General features: G+C 49.6%; 4 protein-coding genes. All 4 read right to left on the reverse strand.

The window, feature by feature from the left end; translation table 11 throughout:
* Nucleotides 1–23 precede the first annotated feature (23 nt).
* Nucleotides 24–776, reverse strand: a complete 753-nt coding sequence (gene cpaB / locus CAG65_RS09450; protein ID WP_161453469.1) for a Flp pilus assembly protein CpaB — start codon at nt 774–776, stop codon at nt 24–26.
* Nucleotides 777–791: 15 nt separating this feature from the next.
* A complete protein-coding gene (locus CAG65_RS09455; protein WP_161453470.1) occupies nt 792–2,102 on the reverse strand; it encodes an AAA family ATPase in 1,311 nt (436 codons plus the stop codon).
* A gap of 62 nt (nt 2,103–2,164) precedes the next feature.
* Nucleotides 2,165–2,650, reverse strand: a complete 486-nt coding sequence (locus tag CAG65_RS09460) for an A24 family peptidase (protein ID WP_161453471.1) — start codon at nt 2,648–2,650, stop codon at nt 2,165–2,167.
* A 12-nt stretch (nt 2,651–2,662) separates the two neighbouring features.
* Nucleotides 2,663–2,851 carry a Flp family type IVb pilin gene (locus CAG65_RS09465; RefSeq protein WP_161453472.1) on the reverse strand — a complete coding sequence of 63 codons (189 nt, stop codon included), beginning with the start codon at nt 2,849–2,851 and terminating at the stop codon, nt 2,663–2,665.
* Between the last annotated feature and the right edge of the window lie 10 nt (nt 2,852–2,861).

Consider the following 2,861-nt stretch of genomic DNA (forward strand, 5'->3'; position numbering starts at 1 on the left):
ATATTATTCTTTTCATAAGTCACCTAATTACTTACTCGAACGTTAGACGCCTGAGCACCTTTTATAATGGTTACACTCGGTGCCGGCGTGTATTTTCTGACCGGCGCAGGTTTGTCGATCTCGTGAGGGTTTCTTAGCGCAAGCTGAATATCGCCTTTGCTGTTCTCTGTCAGCAGACGTTCGGCTTCTTTCGGCGACACTTCCAGTGTTACAGCCCGAACGATAACTGGCTTGTTTTCTTTGGTTTTCGCAGTCTGATCCACCGCCAGAACTTTGATGTTTTTCAGCACTGTTTTCGTGGTGGCTCGCGCTTTACCAATTTTGACGGTGTTCAACACATCAACTTTATTGCCCGGCAATAGAAATCCCGCGACACCAATAACATCATTAACCCGAATGGTGACCGCACGCTTGTTGTCCGGTATCAATGCCGCCAGTGTGGCCCCTTCCCCAGGCAAGGCCAGACGAGCGGGATGGATCAATTCCCCTTCGTAGATGGTGTTGGCGACGATGCGCCCTACGACATCTTCCGGTTTTTCCAGCGTCTCTTCATTTATCCATTTTACTTCCAGTAATCTGGTGGTGAGATGCTTGCTTTCGAGTACCGTCCCCGGCTCCAGTTCACTGGCTGCAATAACAACAGGATGGCGTTCAACTCGTTCGACCTCAACGGTCGGTGTGGTTTGACTGTCTATCCACTTTTTCGCAACGATAACGGCCGCCAGACCGAATACCACCGAGAGAAGAAGCAGAATGACGACTTGGCTCCGGCTCATAATGAAACCTCCATGTTAATCCGTGGTGAAGTACAATCCCCACGCCCTCACAAGAATGTCGGGAGAGACAAGGCTGCTCCCTCCCTCAAACGTCAGGATATCTCGACTGATCCCTAACAGGTCCTTTGGTAAACAAGGAAAGAACTCAACATTATTTTCGTTATGTAGTGCCAACAACGTTGTTATGCTTAACGGTTCAACCTCAATGTCCATCGTTGTCGCCATTTCAGACCACAATTCCAGGTACTCTGCTTCTTCGAGCGGGTTGAACTCAATTTTGTATCCGAGACGTCGTAGAAAAGCCGGATCGGCAATAGAGCTCGGAGAAAGGTTGGATGAGAAAGCCAGCGTCAGCGTGAACGGCACAGAAATATGCTGTCCATTGGGCAACGCCAGGTGATCGACGAAATATTCCATTGGCACTATCCATCGGTTGAGTAATGCCGCCACCGAAATGGACTGACGCCCCAAGTCATCAATCACCAGAATGCCATTATTGGCCATCATCTGCAGTGGTGCATTCCACACCCGGTTGTGATCGCTGTGATTGACTTCCAGCATCTCCAGAGTCAACTCACCGCCCACCTGAATGTTTGGTCGCTCGCACAGTATCCAGCGTTTGTCATAGTGCTGAGTGACTTTAACAAACACCTGAGTATGGTCATCGTCCATCCGGCGGTGATGATGCTCAGAGAACACTTTGATGATGTTGCCGTCGGCGTACACCGCATACGGAATAAACACCGACGTATTGAGTGCATTCAGCACTCGGGCTGCAACGTAACTTTTCCCTGTCCCGGCATGGCCATAAAGCAGCATGGCACGGCCAGAGTTAATCGCAGGCCCCAGCACCTGAACCAAACGTTCAGAGCCATAGACGTCAGATAAGGCCCGCTCCACATCGGTACGGCCAATCGGCTGACGACGTAAATCCTGCGCTTGCACCACTTGCCAGTACTGTTCCATGGAAACCGGCACCGGACCGATATAAGCATCACGACGAAACGCCAGTTCGGCTTCTGCCATCCCCAGTTCAGTTAACCCATAACGCACCTGGGCATATGAACTTTCAGATAGCGTCGCAACAGGCTGGTAGACTTCTATCCAGCTACGTTTGCGTAACTGTGCCAGAGCATCTTCGACAATATGTGAAACAACACACAACCGGTGTGACAGTTCGATCAGATCAATTTTCGGATACGCAGAGATATGCTTAATCACCAGGTGTTCCACCACCGCCACCGGTACACCCAACGCGGTATCATTGGTGGGAACCGAAGGTGGCTCTATCTGTGGCACCAAATGTTCAGTTAGTGACGTTCCCATTGACACTCCCTCCATGGAGCTGCGCCAAGCCGAGACTTGGTCTCAGTGATAAGCTCTCAGCGCTAGTAAATATAGGACTGCAATGCCAGGCCAATAACAATGACTGGCGCAAAGGGTATAACCAGACGTGTTTTTTGGCTGCCTGGCGTGGCCTTTTGATACACATACCCGACCACATTTTGATACAGCGTGCCTCGTGACTCGGCCAGAAAAAGTGCCAAATAAAACACACCAACCATGCCCCCAGCTAACACGATCCAAATCGCCGTATCTGCTAGTTGAGATACCCCAACCCATAGCCCGACTACCGCCAGCAATTTCACATCTCCAGCCGCCATAACGCGTGTGATGTAGAGCAGTAAACACACCGCAAAGGCGACGAGAAAACCGATTAGATGGTCAATAATCTGCCCAGCCGGATTAACGGCAATCGACACAATGACGACAAGCAGTAGAGTCAGCACCAGGTTGTTGGGAATTCGGTGTTTCTGAGCATCAGAAACACCGACCGCAACTAATAATGACCAAATAAGGCATTCAACTAGCATTAGGTTTTAAACCTACGGCGTTGTAGGAGTAATTCCGCTGATTTCGGAAGCCACATCCGTAAATTTACTCGCTAAGGTTTCCCAGAAACCAATTGACAGCAGTGCGGCAACAATCAATGCGGCGCCCAGAATGTACTCCAAAAGAGTGAGTCCTTCTTCATCGTTAATAAAGTTATTAACAAATGTTTTCATCGTTTCCATGATTTAATCC

It is taken from the genome of Vibrio sp. V39_P1S14PM300 (assembly GCF_009904765.1).
Taxonomy (GTDB): domain Bacteria; phylum Pseudomonadota; class Gammaproteobacteria; order Enterobacterales; family Vibrionaceae; genus Vibrio; species Vibrio proteolyticus.

Bases quoted from the DNA above. Each gene is read 5' to 3' on its own strand.
- CAG65_RS09455 (WP_161453470.1), bottom strand. From the start codon at position 2,102: ATGGGAACGTCACTAACTGAACATTTGGTGCCACAGATAGAGCCACCT.
- CAG65_RS09465 (WP_161453472.1), bottom strand. From the start codon at position 2,851: ATGGAAACGATGAAAACATTTGTTAATAACTTTATTAACGATGAAGAA.
- CAG65_RS09460 (WP_161453471.1), bottom strand. From the start codon at position 2,650: ATGCTAGTTGAATGCCTTATTTGGTCATTATTAGTTGCGGTCGGTGTT.
- cpaB (WP_161453469.1), bottom strand. From the start codon at position 776: ATGAGCCGGAGCCAAGTCGTCATTCTGCTTCTTCTCTCGGTGGTATTC.